Origin of the sequence: Priestia abyssalis (assembly GCF_002019595.1) — a bacterium.
GTDB lineage: Bacteria > Bacillota > Bacilli > Bacillales > Bacillaceae_H > Bacillus_BA > Bacillus_BA abyssalis.
Genome location: NZ_KV917369.1, coordinates 69,798 through 91,213 on the forward strand (window position 1 = coordinate 69,798; position 21,416 = coordinate 91,213).

Below are 21,416 nucleotides of genomic sequence, written 5' to 3' on the forward strand. Positions count from 1 at the left end.
ACATGCTGAAGCTGCTGCTGAGCATATAGACAAAATCTCATATAAACAATGCCAAAAGCGCCTTAAGGAAGAGTGAATCTCTCTTCCTTAAGGCGCTTTTTTCATGGTGGAATTCATTGGAGAAGCTTTCAATCTCGAGAGCGTAACAACTGTTTAAGCTCGTCTTTATTGTAAATTAAATCTTCTAACGTATAGCCTTTTAACACCGTAATGAAAGCTTGGAGCGCTTCGTACAGCACATGCTTTAATTTACAGGAAGGGGTAATGGCACAAAGGCTTCCGCTTCGGTTAAAACACTCCACAATATGAAAATCCTCTTCAGTTTGGGCTACGACTTCACCGATGTTAATATCCCGCGGATGTTTGGCTAATCGGATCCCGCCATTTCGCCCGCGAATGGTCTCGATGAGGCCGAGTTTTCCAAGTTCATGAGTGACCTTCATTAAATGATTTTTTGAAATATGATAAGCGTCAGCAATCTCTTTAATATTGCTTAATTCATTTTCTTTTTTGACTGCCAAGTATAATAAAACACGAAGAGAGTAATCCGTATAATTTGTTAATCTCATTTGAATAACCCCTTGATTTCGTTAAGGTATCCTTATCATAGCATGTTTCTGAGAAGAATGTTAATATTTGGGCCGGTATAGATAAACGTCTGTTTTTTTATAAGAAGGCTTTGTTAAAGTATAGTGGTGATTTTTGAATGATGTACTTTCAATTTTAGCTGAAAGCATCCAAAAAGGCTTTTTCAACGAGTGAGGCAACAATAGTGAAAATTAACATGGTTCTTTAATAAGAAAAAAGAGTTTCAAACCTGTGAACATTTGAAATTGTGACAACTTTTTTAAAGGTGTATTTCATATATATCTTTTTCAATTATTTTTATTTATTATAAAGATGTATTTTAAATACATGTTTAAAAGAGCGAGGGGATTAGAATGTTAAGCGAAAAAACAATTGAAATTGTAAAAAGTACAGCTCCTGTATTAGAAAAATATGGTGAAGAGATTACGAAGCGTTTTTATGAAATGATGTTTGAAGCACATCCTGAGTTGTTAAATATTTTCAACCAGACGAATCAAAAAACAGGCAGACAACAAACAGCTTTAGCCAACACAGTTTATGCCGCAGCCGTCTATATCGACCAGCTGGATAAAATTATTCCAGTCGTCAAGCAAATTGCGCATAAACATCGCAGCATCGGAATAAAAGCTGAGCACTATCCGATTGTAGGAAAACATTTATTGTTAGCCATTAAAGATGTGCTAAAAGAAGCCGCTACGGATGACATTATCAATGCTTGGGCAGAAGCTTACGGTGTGATTGCAGAGGCTTTCATTCAAGTGGAACGTGATATGTATGTGGCGGCAGAGAATAAAGAAGGCGGATGGAAAGACTACAAACCATTTTCTGTTGTTCGTAAAGTAAAAGAAAGTGATGTTATTACGTCGTTCTATTTACAGTCGCAAGATGGTGCCGGTGTTTCTTCTTTCGCCCCGGGTCAATATATTAGCGTTCGTGTGAGCATCCCTGGTAAAGAGTACACGCATATTCGTCAATACAGCTTATCCGATGCTCCAAATGGAGAGTATTACCGCATTACCGTTAAGCGTGAAGCGGATGATCAAAAACCGGAAGGAGCCGTATCCAATTATTTACATGATTATGTGAATGAAGGAGATCATATTGAGGTGAGCGCTCCTGCTGGGGAGTTTGTTTTAGATATGGAAAACGAGAAGCCGATTGTTCTTATTAGCGGCGGAGTAGGTATCACACCATTAATGAGCATGTTAAAAACGGCAGCAGAAAAACAGCCGAACCGTAAGATTACATTCATTCATGCAGCCCGTAACGGCCGCTACCATGCTCTTCGTGAAGAGGCAGCCGCTGTCAGTGCCAACACATTCGTCTGCTATGAAAACCCGACAGAGGAAGATCGTATGCTGCAAAACTTTGATAAAGAAGGCTATATTACGGCTGAGTGGCTTCAAGAAGTAATAGAAGATAAGGATGCAGACTATTACATGTGTGGACCGGTTTCCTTTATGAAAGCCATTTACAAGGCGTTAAAGGAAATTAATGTAAAAGAAGAGGCGGTTCATTATGAATTTTTTGGACCAAACATAAAATTATAAGCTGGTAGGGAACATAAACAGGAGAAAGAGCTCACAGTGTAAGTGAGCTCTTTTTTGTGTTTTATCAAGTTTACGTAAGAAAATAGCGGGTATTTTATCTATGGACAAACCATTCAAGTTTTTAAGGAGTGAATTCATAATGAGTAAAAAGATTGCCGTTTTAATGACGGATATGTATGAGGATTCCGAGTATACCGAACCTGCAAAAGCCTTAAAAGAAGCAGGTCATGAACTAATTATTATTGAAAAAGAAAAAGGCAAGACCGTTAAAGGAAAACAAGAAGAATCAACCGCAACGATTGACGCCAACATCGATGAGGTAAAGCCGGAAGAGTTTGATGCATTGTTCTTACCGGGAGGTTTTTCGCCTGATATTCTACGAGCAGATGATCGTTTTGTTTCATTCACGAAAGAAATGATGGAGGCGAAAAAGCCGGTGATGGCTATCTGTCATGGGCCGCAGCTATTAATTACAGCAGAAACATTGAAAGGCCGCGATGTAACAGGTTATAAGTCCATTGCAGTTGATTTAAAGAACGCAGGTGCCACATTCCATGACAAGGAAGTCGTTGTATGCGGAAATCAGCTTGTCACAAGCCGTACACCCGATGATTTACCGGCATTCATTCAGGAATCGTTAAATGTATTAAGCTAAAAACGTATAAAAGTATATGTGAAAAATGGCTTCTCTTCTCAGAAGAGGGGCTTTTTTTGTGTTTCCATAAATTCCTTTTATAAAAAATGGAAAAAGAATCTATACTTTACTATTCCTATCGCTGCAGCATTTATAAGTGTGGTTAAATTTTCCGCAGCTGTTAATTTTCATAGCTTGATAATATTGGAAGCTTTAAAAGGTTGATAGATTACTAAAATTCATGGAGAATAGGAGGCGTTGAGTCAAACAAAACGAGGAGGTCATCAACATATGAAAAACAAAAAACTTCGTTTCGCGACTATTATTGGAGCTATGTCATTCGGATTATTAGCTACACAAACACAGGCAGACGCCTCAACTATAAATTGTCCAGTATATTCAAAACAGAATGTTCAACATATGAATGTTCAAAATATAAATAATATTGATGAGCTGTTCAAGAAATTTAATATTCAAAAACCAACAGTACAACAAGCGGCTCCTGCTCCGCAAGCATCTAACAATGCACAAAAAGCAGCATCGACTCCAAAAGCTAATAAGGAAGCTCAAGCAAAGCCGGCAGCGAAACCAGCTGCTGAAGCATCATCTGCAAGTGCATTCGAAAAGAAAGTAGTAGAGCTTGTTAACCAAGAAAGACAAAAGCAAGGTTTGCAAGCATTGCAATTAGATACGAAATTAAGTGATGTTGCACGTGAAAAGTCAAAAGATATGATGAATAAAAATTATTTCAGCCATACTTCACCAACATACGGCTCACCGTTCGATATGATGAAGCAATTTGGCATCGAATACCGCACAGCGGGTGAAAACATTGCCAAAGGCCAGCAGACACCGGAAGAAGTCATGAACGGCTGGATGAACAGTGATGGTCACCGCAAGAATATTTTAAGCCCGAACTTTACACATATTGGTGTTGGATATGTAGAAGGCGGCGGCTCAACTTATTGGACACAAATGTTCATTGGAAAATAAATCTTAAAACATCTCTCCGGCCTGGAGGGGTGTTTTTTTATTTTAATGCAGCTGATGGGAGCCTTTCTTGATGACAAGTTTTTAGCAACTAAGCAGGGGGTATACAATCAGTAAAAGGAGAGGTGAAACAATGGTTCGAAAAACGATCATAAAAAGGATTTTGACAGCTATTTTGCCCATTTTGGTGAAAGAGGGAGCTGCCTATTATAAAAAAAGAAAAAGAAGGGGGGAAATAAGAATTAAATAAATCCACGTAACGGGCTGGACATGGGAAGAGCAGCTAGGTCCAGCCCGTTACGTATAAGAAGTCGGCAAGTTCCCTTACGGGTTCTTGCCGATTTCTTATACAAAAACCTTTGCATGATCGATTCAAGATGGAAAACAGAAAGACAAAGAGAAAATAAAAAGGGGAATTTTAAATTAACTTTATAGAAATGTACGTTTACATTTAATGTTCTTGTGTTTTCTCGATATGTTCAAAGAGGAAGGATTGTCCTTTTCGATAAAATCTTGGGTCGTAAATACCGAGCTGGCGGCCATTATCTACGACCACGACAAAAGGAGACCATTCGTATAATGTTCGGGCCTTTGGATTTTGAGTAAATAGTGTCTCCAAGTTACTTTCACTGCCTGATTGCAGCCTGTATAGCAATCTTTCCTTTGTTAACAGTGAGTCGTCAATGATTTCTACGGTTTCCCCACTTTTACCGATGATGGAGTAATTCCATGGAACAAAGCTGGCGGATAAAGCTACTTGATCATAACGAGGTTTATATTGTTCGTAAAGAATATACCCCTGGATCGATTGCAGCATGACGTGAAATAAGATTAATGCCCAACTGATACGGTAAAGGCGATATTCTTCTATTTCTTTTCTGATTTTTGATGCCACAAACGTTAATAAAAAGATAAACCAAATAACAAAATCAATGATAGAAATCGTTCCAAATGTGAGCCGCGCGTTTGAAAATGGCTCAAGATAGCCTGTTCCCCATGCATTGAATACATCGCTTGTATCATGGATAAACACTGCGAGAAGAGCAATCCAAAAGAAGGGCCAGCTTTTAATGCGGAAAAAAAGTCGATTGATAATAAAAAATAAAAAGGCCCATACCGGTACGAGGAAGACAGAATGGGTAATTCCGCGATGCCACAATTGATATTGGCCCGCTGTATCCCAGAGCTGTGAGATCACATCAATATCTGGAATTTGGCTGGCTCCTATAGAAGTGAAGAGAAGAGCTCGCTTTTCTTTTTCACTCATCTTTTCTTTATTGATGGCTTTGTATATTCCAATGCCAAATAATGTATGTGTAATCGTGTCCATATATTCACTATCCTTTGGCTTACAGAATTTTTTCTTTTCATGTTATCAACTCATTATAAAATGAGGCCATATTAGATGTAAAAGAAAAGCATCGCACAATCGGCGATGCTTGTTTCAATCCTATGCTTGAATGTTAATATGCTGAAATGTTTTGACATCGAATAAACCTTTATCCGTTAGTTTCAAATCAGGGATGACCGGCAAACTTAAAAAGGAAAGGGTCAGTAATGGATTAAAGGCTTGTGATGCCCCGATTTGTTTTAAAGCTGTATCAAGCTTATGAAGTGATTCGTTCACTTGATCGAACGGTTCATTCGTCATCAATCCGCCAATCGGTAAGGAAAGAGAAGCGATCGTTTGTTGATTTTGGACGATGGTGATGCCTCCCTGCAGTCTTTTTAGCTCTTCCACGGCATAGAGCATGTCATCATCATTCGTCCCGACTACCACGATATTATGGGAGTCATGTGCAATGGTAGTCGCAATCGCCCCTGAGGTCAATCCAAACCCTTTCACAATTCCAAGACCGATATTGCCTGTGTGATGGTGACGTTCAATTACCGCAAGTTTTAATTGATCTTTTTCAATGGAAGGAATGAATTGTCCGTTTTGAATATCAGCAGCTTCAATCAGATGTTTGGTGACCAAGCTGTTCGGAATGATTCCAATCACATGAGCCAAAGGACTTGTCATAGGGATATTGAAATGTCCTTGAGTCAGAGCAGGAGTGTGAACAGAGTCCGTCAATGTGTCCGTTTCCGTTCCATGAACCGATGAAGAAGCTACACAAAGTCCTTGTTCTGCCGCTAGTTCTCCAGCTTTATACACTTGATAAATCTCTATATTTTCCAAGCTATCCAAAAGTAAAAAATCGGCCTTGTAACCGGGAGCGATGGCTCCTTTTCCATTCAATTGATAGCATTCAGCAGCATTCAATGATGCCATTTGAATAGCCAGTAACGGATCGAGTCCTTCTTGAATGGCAAGACGTACATTATGGTCTACAGACCCTTCTACAAGCAAATCATCGAGATGCTTGTCGTCTGTGCAAAACAGGCAGCGGCGGGCATTCCGTTCGTTCACAACAGGAATTAATGATTTTAAATCTTTTGCGACAGATCCTTCCCGAATCAATACATACATACCTCTTCTTAAGCGTTCTAACGCTTCTTCTGCATTCGTGCATTCATGATCTGTCGTAATGCCTGCGGTGCGATAGATATTGATTCCTGTTTCATCCAGACCTGCTGCATGACCGTCGATTAAAGCATTTCTATCAGCGGCGTCCGCTAATTTGTTCATCATGTCAGGGGAACAATCCCTGACAGAAGGGAAATCCATAACCTCTGCTAATCCGAGAACTCTTGGATGCTTATAAAATGGTTTTAAGTCTTCGGCATGAAGGACAGCCCCGGCGTTTTCGAATGGAGTGGCCGGCACACTTGAAGGAAGCATGACGATCACATCAAGAGGAAGGTCGGCTGAATCATCAAGCATGAACTGTATGCCCTCGCTGCCTGCAACATTGGCGATTTCATGAGGGTCTGTAATAACAGTAGTTACACCGTGAGGAACAACAAGCTTTGAAAATTCTCTCGGAGTGACCATAGAAGATTCGATATGCACATGACTGTCAATGAAAGCAGGTGAAATATAACGCCCTTGTGCATCAATTGTAGTCTTTCCTTCATAATTTCCAATCCCGACGATCATTCCTGCAGAAATGGCTACATCGGCTTCTATGATAGCAAGATTGAATACATCAATGATTTTTCCGTTTTTGATCACTATATCAGCTGGGATTTTTTTACCTGAGGCAGAAATTTGAGTGTAGAGTTTTGTTTTGTTCATGATGTCTACTCCTTTCTTAAAATAAAGAAGTAGTTAGACTAAAAAGAGAAGAACGTAAAAAGAGAATAGACGGGTAGTGTGTTCAACTCTCGTAGTCCAACTATTTACGGTAGTTTGGTAGAGACTCTTGGACCATATCACCAAGATTATACGAGTGGCTTTTTCTTTATTTTGATTCATTCTAAAGGTCAGACCTTTTTTCGTCAATGCTTTTTTACAAACCCCTAAAGAAAAATCGCCTCTATCCAGTTAAAGGAAGATAGAGACGATTGTTCTAGGCTTGTTTACGTAAGCTTCCTAATTCTTCAACAATGGCTTGCATTTCATTCGGGCTGAAAGAATTCTTCTTCATCACTAAATCATAAATGTCGCGCAGTTCTTCATACATTTCTTCATCAAAGTGGGAAGGCTTAATCGCACCAAAATTCAATACTTTTAATTTCTCTTTAATCGCTTCAATCATGAATTCAACATTTTCGGTTGTTTTTTGTGATAAATTCATTTTTTCCAGTCCTTCCGCCTGTTTTTTTCATTATAACATGTTTCAACATAAAGAAAACTACTGTAAGAGAAAGGGAACTTTCCATTTTTTAAATCGTTTGTATATAATGTGTGTAAATCAAATGAAAAGGAGAACGAAAATGGTAAAAGTGTTGTTTGTATGTTTAGGGAATATTTGCCGTTCACCTATGGCAGAGGCGATTTTTCGTCATTTGGTGAAAGAGAAAGGACTGGAGAACCAAATTGCAATCGATTCGGCAGGAACAGGTGACTGGCATATCGGCAATCCTCCCCATAAAGGAACTCAAGATATTTTGACAAAAAATCAGATTAACTTTGAAGGAATTAAAGCTCGTCAAGTAAAGGAGAGCGACCTAACGGATTTTGATTATATTATTGCCATGGATGCAGAAAACATTGGAAATTTGAAGAAAATGTCTGGGTTTAATAAAGCCGGATACGTTGGCCGCTTATTAGACTTTGTGCCGGATGCCCTATTGAACGATGTGCCGGATCCTTATTTTACAGGGAATTTTGACGAAGTGTATGAACTGGTAACAACAGGATGCGAAAATTTGCTCGCGGATATTATAGATAAGCATATTCATGTTTAAAAGAAGAATAGATGGGAGAAACAAAGGAGGAAGAAAATATGGAAAAAAGAAGCAGATTATTGGATGGTATTTTAATTGGCGCTTTAGTGGGAGCGGCCGTTTCCATGTTTGATAAACAGACAAGGAATCATGTGATAGAAGGAAGCCGCAAGCTTGGTGCTCAAGTAACCAAGGCGGTAAAAAATCCAAAGCAAACACAGGAAGCGATAAAAGAAAAATTCAATGAATTTAAAGAAACGGTGGAACATATTTCGGAGGATGTTTCTTTTATAGCGGGAAAAGTAGATGAACTCAGGGAAGTAACACCGCAAGTTCTTGACATCGTAAAAGAAACGAAAGAGGTTTTTACAGCAGAAGAGTCAAACGAACATTCTCTTCATCAATAGAGAGGTGAATATATGGAAAATATAGAGCGAACGAGTTCTTCTTCGTGGTTGAAGGAATTGGTGACGAGATTTTATCGAAATGAAATTCCAAGTCGTGCTGCAGAGCTGGCTTATTATTTTCTTCTTTCTCTATTTCCATTTTTGATCTTCTTGATTACATTGATCGGTTTTTTTCCTCTAGAGCCTAAAGATGTCTTAAATTTAATTCGCGAATTTGCTCCGGAACAGACGATGAAAATGATTGAAGTCAATTTGAATGCGATTATCGGTTCACATAATGAAGGTCTTTTATCATTTGGGATCATCGCGACCATTTGGTCTGCTTCTAACGGGATAAACGCGATAGTCAGAGCGTTTAACCGTGCGTATGAAGTGGAAGAGAGCAGATCTTTTCTTGTCGCTAGAGGAATGGCCATGCTTTTGACAGTCGGCATGATTTTCGTCATCATAACCGCTTTGCTTCTTCCGGTTTTTGGGAAAATGATTGGGCTATACTTATTTTCCACTTTTGGGTTGTCTGCTACATTTTTGACCATTTGGTCCGCTTCAAGATGGATTTTAAGTGCGATGATTTTGTTTATCGTCTTTACAGGACTTTATTACTTTGCACCGAATAAACATTTAAAGCTGCAAGAAGTAACAAGAGGGTCAGCCTTCGCCACTTTTGGCTGGATGGTTGCTTCTCTCATATTTTCGTATTATGTCGGAAATTTTGGGAATTATACAGCTACATATGGAAGCTTAGGAGGCATTATTATTTTGTTATTATGGCTCTATATATCAGGTATGATTATTATCATAGGCGGAGAGGTCAACGCGATTTACCGCCAAAAGCATCACAGTCTTTCCTAAATCATACACACACATATTACCAGGCAACAGACAAGGCATAAACAGCCATACTATAGGATGTAATCGAATACTTTTTAGAGGAGGATTACATTTCATGGCAAAGCACACAAAGAAAGACGGCGGTACAAAGCAAAAAGGAAAGAGCCGACCTAAACATAAAACAAGCGGCAGTCAAAATGGTCAAAACGGTTACCATTAAAAAAACAGCTTAGGGTTTTCCCTAAGCTGTTTCAGTTTTCTCTGTCTTTTCTTATTTTAAAAGGCGCAAGCTATTCAATATGACCAGTATCGTACTTCCTTCATGTCCAATGACACCAAAAGGCAAGTCGAGAAATTGAAGGAAATTGGAACAAATAAGGAAAATGATGACGGTGATGGAAAAGATAACATTTTGCTTCACGATTTTGTTCATTCTTTTTGAGAGTTCCATCGCTTCCGCAATTTTTGATAAATCATTTTTCATTAATACAATATCAGCTGTTTCTAGTGCTACATCGGTTCCTTCTCCCATGGCAATCCCGACATGGGCTGTTGCAAGGGCCGGTGCATCATTAATTCCGTCTCCCACCATCGCGACAGTCTCGAATTCCCCTTTTAGGTCTTTAATTTTGTTAACTTTTTCTTCTGGGAGGCATTCGGCCATATAATGGTCTACATGACATTCTTGAGCGATTGCTTCAGCCGTTTTCTCTCCATCTCCTGTCAGCATGATCGTGTAAACGCCAAGCCGCTTTAAGTGTTCCAGGGCAGAAGCGGTTTCTTCCCTAACGACATCTTTTAAGGCAAGAAGGCCGATGATTCCTTTTGAATCTTTGGCAAACACAATCGTTTTACCTTCCTCAGCAAGCTTGAGAGCAATGGAATTTTGAAAAGAAAGAGCTTCTTCTTTTCCGATAAACTCAGCTTTCCCAACCTTCCATTCCTCTTTCCCGACAGAACCGATGACTCCCCAGCCCGGTACATCTTCTAGATAATCAGGCGGTAACAATGGTTCACATCCTTGTTCTTTTGCATGTTTTACAATGGCCTGTGCCAATGGATGATTAGATTGGCGTTCAATGGATGAGATTTTTTGCAAAAACTCGGTTTCATTTACATCAGAGCGAATGATGACGTTTGTCACTTCCGGCTTTCCTTTTGTCAAAGTACCTGTTTTATCAAGGGCAATCGCTTGTAAGTGAGTAAGACGTTCCAGATGCACGCCGCCTTTAAATAAAATCCCTTTTCGAGCCCCGTTCGAGATAGCAGACAAAGAAGCGGGCATAATAGATGCAACGAGAGCACACGGTGAAGCGACAACAAGTAAGATCATAGCCCGGTAAAATGTCTCTGTCCAGCTCCAGCCAAGTACGTAGTGAGGAAGAAACATCATCACTCCTACACTAATTAGAATGATTTTCACATAGATTCCTTCAAATCTTTCGATAAAAAGCTGAGAAGGAGATTTTTCGCTTTGTGCGCTTTGTACGAGCTGAATGATTTTTTGAAACAACGTTTCTTGTGAATTTTTGGTGATTTCAACGGTAATGGCCCCTTTTAAGTTGACGGTACCCGCAAAGACTTCATCTTTTCCGGCCTTAAAAACGGGAACGGCTTCTCCAGTAATGGCGGATTGATCAATGGTTGTTTCACCTGTTACGATGATGCCGTCAGAAGGTAAACGCTCACCGGGTTTAACCAGGATGCAGTCGCCAATGGAAAGTTCGGATACATGGACCACTTCTTCTATTCCATTGCAGATACGAGTTGCTTGCTCTGGCTGGAGTTCCATTAAAGAATTGATTTCTCGATGACTTTTATTCATTGTATACGTTTCAAGGGCACCGCTTAATGCGAAAATGAAGATGAGCATGGCTCCTTCTGTCCAATAACCGATGATGGCCGATCCGATCGCGGCAAAAATCATCAGCATCTCGACATTCAGTTCCCGATTCTCAATGGTTTCTTCAATACCTTCTTTCGCTTTTGCGTATCCTCCGATCACATAAGCTAATACAAACAATGTAATAGATAAAGCTGACTCATTGTTTATGGATGCAATCCATCCGGCTAAAATAAGAAAACCGCATAATAAAGCCGCTATTAATTCGCCATGGTCGGAAAGGAAAGCGACGAAAGAAGAAGGTTTTTCTGCGGTTTTTCGTTTTGCTACTACATTTGCTTCCATACATATCACTCCTTTTTATTGATTGAAAAGGGGAATGCAACTTTCTCTTTGCTGTCTAACTATGGCTCTTAATCTTTCAGTCGTTTCACTTCTGCCTATAAAATCAAAGAGCAGTTACCCGCTCAGAAGTTTCAATGTCTTTCAAGATCGAACAGTCGCCTTCGCTTTTCTTTTCAATTGATAATTAGAATCAGAATCATTACCCCTAAAAAAGCATGAAAGCTGCCATCTAAATAGATAGCAGCATCTTTCGTTTCCCTATATTTATTTGCCCATATTATACCATGAATCCAAGGTGTTGAAAAAGATTATTTTCGATTAATATATGATGAACTGATTAATGAGTGATTAAAAAAGAGCCTGTCCTATAAGTCCTAATCAGCCGTAAAAATGGATGTTTACTGAAACGCCCCGTTACGAAACCTTTGATTGTACTGGATTTTCATAACGGAGCTTTCAGGAGGATGCATCAAAAGGGTACTTTTTCCCCTTTTGATGCATCCTCTTCGTAGAGGAAACTACTCTACAATTTCTTCATGATGATAATACACGGCATTATAAATGTGTTCAATATCGGCATCTGTCATATACATTAATGTCTCCCGGTCTAGCTCTCTCACCTTTGAAATAAATTCAACCATGTTTTTCCGTTCTTGTCTGCTCATCTTCATTAGCTCCTCTCAATCTTTTCCTGTTTTAATACAGTTTATTGTTGTTAATTGTATTATATAACAGAAAATTCTTTTTGTGTTAAATTTTTTGAAAAATAGGCAAAAAAAGTAAATGGATATAGGTAAACGGGAAGCATTGTCCCATTTACCTATATCCGTTAAGCGGCATCATGGAAAACCGACTTTTTTTGTTTGAAAGATTGTAAGGCAAAAAGAGCAAATAATAACATAAGGCTGATAACATAAAAAAAGCTGGCATTTGGAGAAAACTCAATGAATAAACCGCCTATAAAAGGCCCTATTATACTTCCGATGCCAAAAGCCATGCCACACATTAAATTTCCAGCAGGCAACAAATGTTTTGGGAGCAAATCTGTCATATAACTAATCCCAAGGGAAAAGGTCGACCCCACAAGCATACCGGCTGTGAATAAAGAAGCTACAAGGCCAATAGTGGATTGTTCCACGAAACTGGCACATAAAAAGGTTAGAAACCCGGAAGTCAACACGAAGACTAACACATTTCTTCTCCCGTACTTATCACTCAAAATTCCAAGCGGCAATTGTGACACGATGCTCCCGAAGGCAAAGGCAGGGAGAATGATGGAAACCTCTTCAATAGCAATGCCTTTTCGTAAAGCGTAAACAGGAAAGTTCCCATGAAGAGATGCCTCTAAAAAACCATAACAAAAAGGTAAAAGCAGTGAAATCCAAGCGTATTTCATTACTTGGCCGAAGCGTCTTGCAGTACTTGAAAAAGAAGGGGAAGCATCGTCTTGGGCTGGATATTCATTCTTTAACAGAAAAATTAAGCACCATACAGTTAAACTTGTCAGGCCTGTAATTATAAAGGGTAAAGACGAATGGAGATGCAAAAGCGGAACGATTGAAGGTCCAAGAGCAAATCCAAGTCCGAAAGAAATTCCATAATACGACATATTGCGGCCAAGTTGATTGGAAGCGGAAGAAGACGTGATCCATGTTTGAGTACCGAAATGCAGCGCATGATCTCCGATGCCGATAAATAATCGCAATAGGAACCAAAACCAAAATGATTTCCATAAAGGAAAACAGAAGAGGCAAATGATAACAAGCATGCCTCCATAAAGAAGAAAAGACTTATATCCGTATTTTCGCAATGGGTGTTCCATAAAAGGAGATGCCAGCAGAATGCCAATATAAAGGGCCGTTGCATGCAAACCGTTTAGGGAAGAAGAAATCCCGCTTTGCTCAAAGATGATGGAAATAACGGGCAGAAGCATGCCTTGAGAAAAACCTGAAATGCCAACGATCATGACTAATATCCAAAGGTGCATATTGTTTATTTTCATAAGTATATCTCCGCTGGTTGATAAAATGATTTCTTTTTGATGGTATAGGTTGTAGAACCGTCTTGCAAGAGATTTTTAATACAGGATATACATCTGGGGAATTTAACAGGCAGTGAAACTCACCTAAAGAAAGCTTTCTTTGCCCCGCACTGATTTGGTGGTTCAGCTGTATCATTTGTATGCTTGAAAAGGTTATGCTATAACAAAGAAAAGGAGTGAGAAACATGGAATTCAAAATGAAACCAGAGACGGGATTTACGGCCCAATTACCGTATGGGGAGTTACATATTGCAGGAGAAGAAGAATACGGTTTTCGTCCATATCAGCTTATGGTCTCGTCGATTGCGGTATGCAGTGGAGGAGTTTTACGTAAAATTTTGAAAAAGAAGCGTCTTGAAGTAGAGGATATGACGATTCAAACAGAGGTTGTACGCAATGAAGAAAAAGCTAATCGTCTTGAGAAAATCCATATTCATTATGTAATAAAGGGAAACAATTTACCGAAAGAAAAAGTAGAGCAATCATTGGAGCTTGCTCGTAAAAACTGTCCAATGGTTCAATCCGTTGTAGGAAGCATTGAAGTGACAGAGAGCTTTGAGCTTATCTGAATTCGAGGGCCAGGGTCTTTATCCCGGCCCTTCTTGATCTCACATAAACAACAGTAAGAACGCCATTCATGGAAACTTCCTTTATTGAAGTACCTCTGGTTTGCTCCCCGCTTTTTCGTAATAGCGAATACTTCCCGGCGTAAGCTGAAGCAATACATAGTCTGGATCATCTGGACTGCTTAGCCATTCCGTTAAATAATCATTCCAATATTTGTTTTTTAACTCCTGATTATCAGAGATGGCAGCTGTTGCTTCAATTTCAACGTAGGAATCATTCCATCCTTTTCCTTCATATCCTAGTAATACATGGACATTTGGGTTTTGTTTAATTTCATCTACCTTGTGAGTATCTTTATTGGTTGCCGTGTATAATACTAAATCTTCATGAAAAAATATCATAAATCGAGAATAGGGACGGTTGTCTTGAATGGTTGCTAAGGTTCCGATTTTATGATTGCTTAAAATGGTCAAAACTTTATTTTTGAGCTCTTCTGACATGTCTTCAACTCCTCATTTTAAAAATGTCCATCCTTAATCTTCCTGATTGGCTAAAGTTTTAAACATGAAAATAAAAGTAAAAGCGAATAACTAAGAAAGAAGATGTTTATAAGTAAAAGGAAAAGGAAATAGTTTAAAAAGTAATTTTTATGTAAATTATACCAAAATCCCCTATTCTTAATGTTTATCGATTCTTATAATAAAAAAGGTAAAAAATAAAAAAGAAGGTGCTTGATTATGGTTAATAAGATATTTTTTCTGGCGGTATTAATCGGTGTTCCTTTATCTGTAGCTGGGAGCTTGATGCACTGGTCACCTGTTTTATTATTTGTTATTTATTGTTTAACAATCATTGCACTTGCCAGCTACATGGGAAGAGCAACAGAAAGTTTGGCGGTTGTGGCAGGACCTCAAATCGGAGGATTGTTGAATGCGACATTCGGTAATGCAGTTGAGTTGATCATCTCGATCTTTGCTCTCAAAGAAGGTCTTGTGGAAGTGGTCCTGGCTTCGTTAACGGGTTCTGTTCTTGGAAACTTGCTGTTGGTAGCAGGTTTATCCTTTTTTGTCGGCGGATTAAAATATAAGCGCCAGGAGTTTAACGTCTATGATGCACGCCATAACTCCGGCCTGTTGATGTTTGCGGTTATTGTCGCATTTGTCATTCCTGAAGTGTTTGCACAGGGAATGCCTGAAGATAAAACATTGACATTAAGTATTGGAATTTCTATCATCTTAATTTTGCTTTATTTATCGGCTCTATTTTTCCGTTTGGTTACGCATCGCGGGGTATATCAGCATAAAAGTGATCAAGTAGAAGAGCATGAAGAAGCAGAATGGGGAAAAGGAAAAGCTCTTGCCATTTTAGCTGTAGCAACAGTTGCTGTTGCTTACGTATCCGAAAATCTTGTACATACATTTGAAGTGGTAGCTGAGCGGTTTGGTTGGAGTGAACTATTTATTGGGGTTATTATCGTTGCTATCGTAGGAAATGCGGCAGAGCATGCCTCAGCGATTGTCATGGCATATAAAAATAAAATGAACATTGCGGTTGAAATTGCTGTGGGATCGACATTGCAGATTGCTTTATTTGTAGCGCCTGTTCTTGTCCTGGTTTCACTTTTATTTCCGACAACGATGCCTCTCGTATTCACTATGCCTGAACTCATTTCAATGGTCACGGCGGTTTTATTGATGATTGTTATCTCTAATGACGGCGACACAAACTGGTTTGAAGGAGCAACGCTCTTGGCTGCCTACGTTATAATGGGAATCGGTTTTTATCTACTGTAAATAGAAGGCCGTGAGTAAAGTACACTCACGGCCTTCTATATTATATACGAAAAAAGCCTTTGTCTTTCATTTGAAAGACAAAGGCTTTTTTCAAGCTGATTAAGTATTAAGAATCTCCCTCCCTGTCGTATAAGTCTTTAAATGGCTAGGTCTCCCTCCTTTTCTTTTTGAAGGATGTAATAAGACTATATGAGGTATTTATTTTGAATATTCCACATTTTTGTTAACGTTTTCATTTTGAGTTGGAAATGAATAATTTTTCCGTGAAAGAGAGGATAAATAAAAAAGTTTTTGAAAAAACTATACGTGATGATTTGAATGGAAAGGAGCCTATCTATGCTTCGGAAGATATCATTGTCAATTATTGTTCTTTATTCTTTATGTATCACGCCATTTCAAGCATATGCGGCTGAAGGGAACCAGCAGCAAACCTCTTCTTCAGTAAAGGTGCCGAATTCAACCTTAAATATCTCAAAAGAAAATACATATCCTAATGCTACACAGGATATGCCGTATTTACAGCCAAGTGAATTGGCCAAGGAGTTATTGGATACATCCAATGTCAAAATCGAAAATCCTGACTTGATTCGAATGCTGAATGAATCGACAATTTCAAAATCCGTTTTGGGGCTGGGCTCCCGAGCAACCATTTTTTTAGGGCACTGGCCATTGAATTATGAATCAACAGAAACGACTACAAATTGGGAATATCAACGAATCAATGCGAATCTCTTTGATAATCGGGCAGGGAAAATGCCTTACCAAATTCGCTATAAACAAGAAGAGCAAAGGCAAATTAAGGGCGGGCTGACAGCGAGAGTTCCAAACGTAGAACATGTAAAGCAAATGATGCTGTTAAAAGCAATGTCAAAAACGAATTTGCCTTTAGCTTTCACCACCGTTATAGGAGCGGGAACGAAGAAAGACCAAGTATATAACGTACCGCCCAAAAAAGTGGGTTATTTATACGGTTATGCGCCTGCTGTAAATGAAAAAGGGAAAGTAACTTACGGTGAGGTATACCTTGTATTAAAAGGAACAAAACGAATGATTATCGTAAAAAACGTTACTTCTCAAGGAATCGGGGCGTGGATCCCTGTACAAGATTATGTTTCATTCGGCTTTGCGGTTTATGATCACCATAGATAGAAGAAAAAGAGTAAGGCTGATTCAAGGGGGAAAAATCTTCTGAGTCAGCCTCACTCTCTTTATGCTGCTCTTATCGGGCAGCAAATGTTGAATTGTATCTTATAAAGATAGGCGAGAGGTTTTTTTGGTAAAGTCTTCAGTTGGATAGTAGCTGTTTTTTACTAAAATATTTGGTCCAAGGCATTGTACGTTTGGGCAATGGCAGCTCAATTGCGCAGAGAGAGAAGATTGCTGCCAAGTTTGAAAAGCTTCCTGAAGCGTATGTGTTTGAACATTGCCTAAAGGAGGAGTATCTCCGAAATCCGTTACAATAATATCTCCGTTAAAAATATTCACATTTAAACGAGAACGACCGTCAGGATCATTTCGTACCGTCACATTTTTACTTGTATACAGTCGTTTCAGTAAGTCTAAATTTTCGTCGTTATCACTACAAGGATAAAATGGTAATGTTCCAAACAACATCCAAACATTTTCGTCTCTAATGTCTAATAAGTGATGGATAGCGGAGCGCATGTCTTCAAGCGATAAAGTTTCAAGAGTGCTGGCAAAATCGCTTGGATACATGGGATGAACTTCATGGCGCTTACATTCCATCTCATCCACAATTTGACGATGGATCTGTTCAATGTGCGGAAGCGTTCGTTTGTTTAACATCGTTTCAGCTGACACGATGACGCCTGCTCTTGATAATGCTTTGCTGTTCTCAATCATACGCTCAAAATATTTCGCACGTTGTTCATAAGTTGGTTTGCGCTCCATCATGGCAAATCCTCCTTCCGCAAAGTCATCAATGGTTCCCCAATTATGAGAAATATGCAATACGTCCAAATATGGAGCGATGAGTTCGTAACGTGACAAATCCAACGTTAAGTTTGAATTAATTTGCGTACGTACTCCTCGTTCACGGGCATACTTTAAAAGAGGGAGAACGTAATTTTTGACAGAAGACATAGAGAGCATCGGCTCCCCTCCTGTAATGCTCAATGAGCGAAGGGTTGGTATTTCCTCCAGACGTTTGATGAGCAATTCAATCGGGAGGGCGACGGGGTCTTTTGGTTGCAGCGTGTAACCTACTGCACAATGCTCACATCGCATATTACAAAGGGTGGTTGTCGTAAACTCCACATTGGTTAAAGTAGGCATGCCATATTGTTTTATGTCTAAATAAGCTTCCCATGGATCATAGGAAGGGGTAATGGGTTGAAGTGATGAAATTTTATTCATAAAAGACTCCTTTAAATAAAATGAAAGCCAACGACTATTATGAAATTTATTGAATGAAGTTGTCAATTATGAATTCATTCGTTAGGATTAAGTGAGAAGCAAGAAGGGAGCGAATAACGTATGGGAAACGCAGTTCAAGATAAAGACGCACAAGTCGATTATTTAAAACAGCGATTAAATATGTTTCTAGATGTATTAGATGCCATTGAGCCGGAACATACTGACTTAGAGGACATTGATCGCCTTATTCAAATGATTGACGATTTAGAAATGAAATGTGAACAATTTAAAAAAGACTCAAAATAGGAGGATGTGTCAAAAGAGGTGCTTTTACCTTTTTGACACATCCTCTTTTTATTTTGTCTTTCGCTAAAAAATTCAAAGGAGTATAATGTTTAATGTAGATTATATATTAGAAAACCGACACTAATAGGGGATTGGGAGGAGACTAGGAATGGATAAGTTACGCGAAAGTATGTATGAGCTGATTGTCGAAACATCAACAAAGCTGCCAAAGGATGTACGTCGTGCTATCGCTAAAGCAAAGGCGCAAGAAAATGAGGGAACACGTGCGGCAATGTCTTTAGCTACTATTACAAATAATATTGTCATGGCAGACGAAAATATCTCGCCTATTTGCCAAGATACCGGCTTGCCGACGTTCAAGATTAAAACACCGGTTGGTGTGAACCAATTGGAAATTAAAGAGGCTATTTACTGGGCCATTGCAGAAGCTACAAAACATGGAAAGCTTCGTCCGAACTCGGTTGATTCACTGACAGGGGAAAATAGCGGGGATAACCTCGGAATGGGTACACCTGTCATTAAATTTGAACAATGGGAAAAAGATTATATAGATGCACGCCTCGTTTTAAAAGGTGGAGGCTGTGAAAACAAGAACATTCAATACAGTTTGCCGTGTGAACTTGAGGGATTAGGAAAAGCCGGACGGGATTTAGACGGCATTCGCAAATGTATTTTACATTCTGTGTATCAAGCTCAAGGGCAGGGATGCAGCGCTGGGTTTATCGGTGTAGGCATCGGCGGTGACCGTACGTCCGGCTATGAATTGGCAAAAGAGCAATTATTCCGAAGTGTAGACGATGTAAACCCTAACGAATCATTAAAAGAGCTTGAAGAGTACGTAATGGAAAATGCTAATAAGCTTGGAATCGGTACGATGGGATTCGGCGGCGAAACGACGCTGCTTGGCTGTAAAGTGGGCGTTATTAATCGTATTCCGGCAAGCTTCTTCGTTTCCGTTGCTTATAACTGCTGGGCGTTCAGACGTTTAGGTGTGAAACTGAATGCAGAGACAGGGGATATCCAAGACTGGTTCTATCAAGAAGGTGAACTCATCGACTTCTCGAAAGAGCAACAGGCAGAAGAGCAAGCCGATACTTCTTCTGAAACAAAAGAGGTGGTGCTGCAAGCTCCAATCACGGAAGAGCAAATTCGTGAATTGAAGGTAGGAGATGTTGTACGCATTACAGGTATGATGTACACCGGACGCGATGCCATTCATAAATATTTAAGTGATCATGATTGTCCGGTTGATTTAAATGGACAAGTTATCTATCACTGTGGCCCGGTTATGCTCAAGGATGAAGATGGTAAATGGCATGTGGCGGCAGCTGGTCCAACAACCAGTATTCGCGAGGAGCCTTACCAAGGTGACATCATGAAAAAATTTGGAATCCGTGCCGTTATTGGTAAAGGCGGTATGGGACCGAAAACATTAGCGGCACTAAAAGAGCATGGCGGTGTTTATTTAAATGCTATCGGCGGTGCAGCTCAATATTATGCAGATTGTATCAAATCTGTTGAGGGAGTTAACTTCATGGAATTCGGTGTTCCAGAAGCGATGTGGCATCTCCGTGTAGAAGATTTTAAAGCGGTAGTAACAATGGATTCACATGGGAATAGCTTGCATGCAGATGTAGATAAATCATCTCTTGAAAAACTGGCCCAATTTAAAGAGCCGGTATTCAAGTAGAAATATTTTCTCACCCCCAATGTTTCACATGAAACATTGGGGGTTTTACTGTTCTTTAAATGAAAAGCAAACTTATCCTTTTTCAATTGAAAGAATTACCCGTTTATGGAAGCATCTTTTATGGAAAACAATGCAGTGCATGAAAGGGTGGCTGAGACAAACACTAAAAATAAAAAACAAGAGGGGTGATACTCATGTTTAAACGTATTTCTTTGTTATGTTTAACGATAGGGCTTAGTTTTTCTGTCATGCAAACGGGAACTTTGGCGAGTATGTATTCCAACAAACCGATACATTGGGGATTTGCTAAAAGCAAGAATCACGAACCTGCATCAGCTGGTAAAGAACTTGATGAGTTGCTGGCTAAATATGATTCCTTTTACATTGGACATACGAAGGAAAAACACATTTACTTAACCTTTGATAATGGATATGAAAATGGTTATACAGAAAAAGTGTTAGATGTATTAAAAGAGAAAAAAGTACCTGCCGCTTTTTTTGTTACAGGCCATTATCTAAAAGATCAACCAGAGTTAGTTAAACGAATGGTAAAAGAAGGACATATTGTCGGAAATCATTCATGGCATCATCCAGACTTAACTCAAGTAAGTGATAAGCGTTTGAAAGAAGAACTTCAAAAAGTGAAAGATGAATATAAGCAAATTACGGGCCGTGACGATATGAAATACTTGCGACCGCCCCGTGGAATTTTCAGCGAAAGAACGTTAGCGTTATCCAAGCAAGAAGGATATACGACAGCTTTTTGGTCACTCGCTTTTGTTGATTGGATTACGAATCAGCAGAAAGGCTGGAAATATTCGTATGATAACATTATGCGTCAAATTCATCCAGGCTGCATTTTATTGCTTCATACGGTATCAAAAGATAATGCTGAAGCCCTTTCACAAGCCATTGAGGATTTGCGTAAGCAAGGATATGAATTTCATAGCCTGGATGAATATGTATTGAATGAGGCTAAAGTGAATCCTATTTTATTTCAGCCAAGATAGATCCTCTAATTAAATAAGAGGATGATCCAAAGGGCAAAATCACCCCTTTTGGATCACCTCCTTTTTGTTTTGTCTATATACATTCCATTTAATAACTAGACACGTTTTCAGTTTATCGAAAGATATTCACAATCAGCGGTCCGGACAACTCGAATCCGCTTAGGTCTAGA

At 39.2% G+C, this 21,416-nt stretch carries 21 protein-coding genes and 1 riboswitch; of the genes, 12 read left to right on the top strand and 9 right to left on the bottom strand.

Annotated features, from left to right (window positions below):
* Window positions 1-128: 128 nt before the first annotated feature.
* Entirely contained in the window at window positions 129-569 is a 441-nt protein-coding gene (locus BK575_RS00380) for an Rrf2 family transcriptional regulator (protein ID WP_078408404.1), read from the bottom strand.
* A 372-nt stretch (window positions 570-941) separates the two neighbouring features.
* On the opposite strand from BK575_RS00380, the gene hmpA reads away from it, so the two are divergent.
* From hmpA to BK575_RS00395, 3 genes are all read left to right on the top strand, one after another.
* Entirely contained in the window at window positions 942-2,138 is a 1,197-nt protein-coding gene (hmpA, locus tag BK575_RS00385) for an NO-inducible flavohemoprotein (protein WP_078408405.1), read from the top strand.
* A gap of 139 nt (window positions 2,139-2,277) precedes the next feature.
* The gene (locus BK575_RS00390) at window positions 2,278-2,793 is read left to right on the top strand and encodes a type 1 glutamine amidotransferase domain-containing protein (RefSeq protein WP_078408406.1); all 516 of its coding nucleotides are present in this window, start codon (window positions 2,278-2,280) and stop codon (window positions 2,791-2,793) included.
* A gap of 270 nt (window positions 2,794-3,063) precedes the next feature.
* Complete coding sequence (locus BK575_RS00395) at window positions 3,064-3,765, top strand: CAP domain-containing protein (RefSeq protein WP_078408407.1); 702 nt, start codon at window positions 3,064-3,066, stop codon at window positions 3,763-3,765.
* A 448-nt stretch (window positions 3,766-4,213) separates the two neighbouring features.
* Here the strand turns inward: BK575_RS00395 and BK575_RS00400 are convergent, their stop codons facing one another.
* The 3 genes from BK575_RS00400 to BK575_RS00410 form a co-directional block, all read right to left on the bottom strand.
* The gene (locus tag BK575_RS00400; RefSeq protein WP_078408408.1) at window positions 4,214-5,092 is read right to left on the bottom strand and encodes a metal-dependent hydrolase; all 879 of its coding nucleotides are present in this window, start codon (window positions 5,090-5,092) and stop codon (window positions 4,214-4,216) included.
* A 120-nt stretch (window positions 5,093-5,212) separates the two neighbouring features.
* Window positions 5,213-6,943, bottom strand: a complete 1,731-nt coding sequence (ade, locus tag BK575_RS00405; protein WP_078408409.1) for an adenine deaminase — start codon at window positions 6,941-6,943, stop codon at window positions 5,213-5,215.
* 72 nt (window positions 6,944-7,015) lie between these two features.
* Window positions 7,016-7,117: riboswitch (purine riboswitch) on the bottom strand.
* Between the two features lie 100 nt (window positions 7,118-7,217).
* Window positions 7,218-7,445: a DUF1128 domain-containing protein gene (locus BK575_RS00410; protein WP_028397101.1), complete on the bottom strand. Its 228-nt coding sequence runs from the start codon at window positions 7,443-7,445 to the stop codon at window positions 7,218-7,220.
* Between the two features lie 139 nt (window positions 7,446-7,584).
* Here BK575_RS00410 and BK575_RS00415 point away from each other — a divergent pair, with 139 nt between their 5' ends.
* Genes BK575_RS00415 through BK575_RS00425 form a run of 3 tightly spaced genes read left to right on the top strand, consistent with a single transcriptional unit; the run spans window position 7,585 to window position 9,296 of the window.
* Window positions 7,585-8,058: a low molecular weight protein-tyrosine-phosphatase gene (locus BK575_RS00415; RefSeq protein WP_078408410.1), complete on the top strand. Its 474-nt coding sequence runs from the start codon at window positions 7,585-7,587 to the stop codon at window positions 8,056-8,058.
* A gap of 38 nt (window positions 8,059-8,096) precedes the next feature.
* Window positions 8,097-8,444 (top strand): YtxH domain-containing protein, encoded by a 348-nt coding sequence (locus BK575_RS00420; RefSeq protein WP_078408411.1) that lies wholly within the window; start codon window positions 8,097-8,099, stop codon window positions 8,442-8,444.
* 12 nt (window positions 8,445-8,456) lie between these two features.
* The gene (locus BK575_RS00425; RefSeq protein ID WP_078408412.1) at window positions 8,457-9,296 is read left to right on the top strand and encodes a YihY/virulence factor BrkB family protein; all 840 of its coding nucleotides are present in this window, start codon (window positions 8,457-8,459) and stop codon (window positions 9,294-9,296) included.
* A gap of 250 nt (window positions 9,297-9,546) precedes the next feature.
* Here BK575_RS00425 and BK575_RS00430 read toward each other — a convergent pair whose 3' ends face one another.
* From BK575_RS00430 to BK575_RS00440, 3 genes are all read right to left on the bottom strand, one after another.
* Complete coding sequence (locus BK575_RS00430; RefSeq protein ID WP_078408413.1) at window positions 9,547-11,463, bottom strand: heavy metal translocating P-type ATPase; 1,917 nt, start codon at window positions 11,461-11,463, stop codon at window positions 9,547-9,549.
* Window positions 11,464-11,981: 518 nt separating this feature from the next.
* A complete protein-coding gene (locus BK575_RS00435; protein ID WP_034329521.1) occupies window positions 11,982-12,128 on the bottom strand; it encodes a BH0509 family protein in 147 nt (48 codons plus the stop codon).
* A gap of 164 nt (window positions 12,129-12,292) precedes the next feature.
* A complete protein-coding gene (locus tag BK575_RS00440) occupies window positions 12,293-13,465 on the bottom strand; it encodes an MFS transporter (RefSeq protein WP_078408414.1) in 1,173 nt (390 codons plus the stop codon).
* 224 nt (window positions 13,466-13,689) lie between these two features.
* Between BK575_RS00440 and BK575_RS00445 the strand changes: the two genes are divergently transcribed.
* On the top strand, window positions 13,690-14,073 hold the full coding sequence (locus BK575_RS00445; RefSeq protein ID WP_078408415.1) for an OsmC family protein: 384 nt from the start codon (window positions 13,690-13,692) through the stop codon (window positions 14,071-14,073).
* Window positions 14,074-14,154: 81 nt separating this feature from the next.
* On the opposite strand, the gene BK575_RS00450 is transcribed toward BK575_RS00445, so the two are convergent.
* On the bottom strand, window positions 14,155-14,571 hold the full coding sequence (locus tag BK575_RS00450; RefSeq protein ID WP_078408416.1) for a pyridoxamine 5'-phosphate oxidase family protein: 417 nt from the start codon (window positions 14,569-14,571) through the stop codon (window positions 14,155-14,157).
* 237 nt (window positions 14,572-14,808) lie between these two features.
* On the opposite strand from BK575_RS00450, the gene cax reads away from it, so the two are divergent.
* Window positions 14,809-15,864 carry a calcium/proton exchanger gene (cax, locus tag BK575_RS00455; protein ID WP_078408417.1) on the top strand — a complete coding sequence of 352 codons (1,056 nt, stop codon included), beginning with the start codon at window positions 14,809-14,811 and terminating at the stop codon, window positions 15,862-15,864.
* 336 nt (window positions 15,865-16,200) lie between these two features.
* Complete coding sequence (locus BK575_RS00460) at window positions 16,201-17,013, top strand: YfkD famly protein (protein WP_204524847.1); 813 nt, start codon at window positions 16,201-16,203, stop codon at window positions 17,011-17,013.
* 99 nt (window positions 17,014-17,112) lie between these two features.
* Here the strand turns inward: BK575_RS00460 and yfkAB are convergent, their stop codons facing one another.
* Window positions 17,113-18,240, bottom strand: a complete 1,128-nt coding sequence (yfkAB, locus tag BK575_RS00465; protein WP_078408419.1) for a radical SAM/CxCxxxxC motif protein YfkAB — start codon at window positions 18,238-18,240, stop codon at window positions 17,113-17,115.
* 120 nt (window positions 18,241-18,360) lie between these two features.
* Here yfkAB and BK575_RS00470 point away from each other — a divergent pair, with 120 nt between their 5' ends.
* The 3 genes from BK575_RS00470 (at window position 18,361) to pdaA (ending at window position 21,246) form a co-directional block, all read left to right on the top strand.
* Window positions 18,361-18,546: an SE1561 family protein gene (locus tag BK575_RS00470; protein WP_078408420.1), complete on the top strand. Its 186-nt coding sequence runs from the start codon at window positions 18,361-18,363 to the stop codon at window positions 18,544-18,546.
* Window positions 18,547-18,694: 148 nt separating this feature from the next.
* Window positions 18,695-20,236, top strand: coding sequence for a fumarate hydratase (locus tag BK575_RS00475; protein WP_078408421.1), 1,542 nt, complete (start codon window positions 18,695-18,697; stop codon window positions 20,234-20,236).
* A 248-nt stretch (window positions 20,237-20,484) separates the two neighbouring features.
* Window positions 20,485-21,246 (top strand): delta-lactam-biosynthetic de-N-acetylase, encoded by a 762-nt coding sequence (pdaA, locus tag BK575_RS00480; RefSeq protein WP_078414587.1) that lies wholly within the window; start codon window positions 20,485-20,487, stop codon window positions 21,244-21,246.
* Window positions 21,247-21,416: the final 170 nt, after the last annotated feature.

Bases quoted from the DNA above. Each gene is read 5' to 3' on its own strand.
- BK575_RS00390 (WP_078408406.1), top strand. From the start codon at position 2,278: ATGAGTAAAAAGATTGCCGTTTTAATGACGGATATGTATGAGGATTCC.
- BK575_RS00410 (WP_028397101.1), bottom strand. From the start codon at position 7,445: ATGAATTTATCACAAAAAACAACCGAAAATGTTGAATTCATGATTGAA.
- pdaA (WP_078414587.1), top strand. From the start codon at position 20,485: ATGCAAACGGGAACTTTGGCGAGTATGTATTCCAACAAACCGATACAT.
- BK575_RS00430 (WP_078408413.1), bottom strand. From the start codon at position 11,463: ATGGAAGCAAATGTAGTAGCAAAACGAAAAACCGCAGAAAAACCTTCT.
- BK575_RS00460 (WP_204524847.1), top strand. From the start codon at position 16,201: ATGCTTCGGAAGATATCATTGTCAATTATTGTTCTTTATTCTTTATGT.
- BK575_RS00395 (WP_078408407.1), top strand. From the start codon at position 3,064: ATGAAAAACAAAAAACTTCGTTTCGCGACTATTATTGGAGCTATGTCA.
- hmpA (WP_078408405.1), top strand. From the start codon at position 942: ATGTTAAGCGAAAAAACAATTGAAATTGTAAAAAGTACAGCTCCTGTA.
- BK575_RS00450 (WP_078408416.1), bottom strand. From the start codon at position 14,571: ATGTCAGAAGAGCTCAAAAATAAAGTTTTGACCATTTTAAGCAATCAT.
- yfkAB (WP_078408419.1), bottom strand. From the start codon at position 18,240: ATGAATAAAATTTCATCACTTCAACCCATTACCCCTTCCTATGATCCA.
- BK575_RS00470 (WP_078408420.1), top strand. From the start codon at position 18,361: ATGGGAAACGCAGTTCAAGATAAAGACGCACAAGTCGATTATTTAAAA.
- BK575_RS00415 (WP_078408410.1), top strand. From the start codon at position 7,585: ATGGTAAAAGTGTTGTTTGTATGTTTAGGGAATATTTGCCGTTCACCT.
- BK575_RS00420 (WP_078408411.1), top strand. From the start codon at position 8,097: ATGGAAAAAAGAAGCAGATTATTGGATGGTATTTTAATTGGCGCTTTA.
- BK575_RS00445 (WP_078408415.1), top strand. From the start codon at position 13,690: ATGGAATTCAAAATGAAACCAGAGACGGGATTTACGGCCCAATTACCG.
- cax (WP_078408417.1), top strand. From the start codon at position 14,809: ATGGTTAATAAGATATTTTTTCTGGCGGTATTAATCGGTGTTCCTTTA.
- BK575_RS00400 (WP_078408408.1), bottom strand. From the start codon at position 5,092: ATGGACACGATTACACATACATTATTTGGCATTGGAATATACAAAGCC.
- ade (WP_078408409.1), bottom strand. From the start codon at position 6,943: ATGAACAAAACAAAACTCTACACTCAAATTTCTGCCTCAGGTAAAAAA.
- BK575_RS00380 (WP_078408404.1), bottom strand. From the start codon at position 569: ATGAGATTAACAAATTATACGGATTACTCTCTTCGTGTTTTATTATAC.
- BK575_RS00475 (WP_078408421.1), top strand. From the start codon at position 18,695: ATGGATAAGTTACGCGAAAGTATGTATGAGCTGATTGTCGAAACATCA.
- BK575_RS00440 (WP_078408414.1), bottom strand. From the start codon at position 13,465: ATGAAAATAAACAATATGCACCTTTGGATATTAGTCATGATCGTTGGC.
- BK575_RS00435 (WP_034329521.1), bottom strand. From the start codon at position 12,128: ATGAGCAGACAAGAACGGAAAAACATGGTTGAATTTATTTCAAAGGTG.
- BK575_RS00425 (WP_078408412.1), top strand. From the start codon at position 8,457: ATGGAAAATATAGAGCGAACGAGTTCTTCTTCGTGGTTGAAGGAATTG.